Below are 252 nucleotides of genomic sequence, written 5' to 3' on the forward strand. Positions count from 1 at the left end.
GCTCGACGAAGACGTTGTCGCGCCAGGCGCCCTTGCCGTCCATGCTGATGGCGATCTCGGCCGCCTTCAGCACCTTGATGAACTCGGCGCTGGTGAACTGCGAACCTTGGTCACTGTTGAAAATCTCCGGCCGCCCGTGGCGGGCGAGTGCTTCCTCCAGCGCTTCGATACAGAAGTCCGCGGATAGCGTGATCGACAGCTTCCACGCCAAGACCTTGCGGCTGAACCAGTCGATCACGGCGGCCAGGTAGA

1 protein-coding gene is annotated in these 252 nt (G+C 62.3%); it reads right to left on the reverse strand.

The window, feature by feature from the left end; all coding sequences use genetic code 11:
* Positions 1-252, reverse strand: a 252-nt coding sequence (locus GJQ66_RS13400; RefSeq protein WP_155049691.1) for a DDE-type integrase/transposase/recombinase, incomplete at both ends; no start/stop codon positions are given.

This window comes from Microbacterium sp. ZXX196, assembly GCF_009709595.1.
GTDB lineage: Bacteria > Actinomycetota > Actinomycetes > Actinomycetales > Microbacteriaceae > Microbacterium > Microbacterium excoecariae.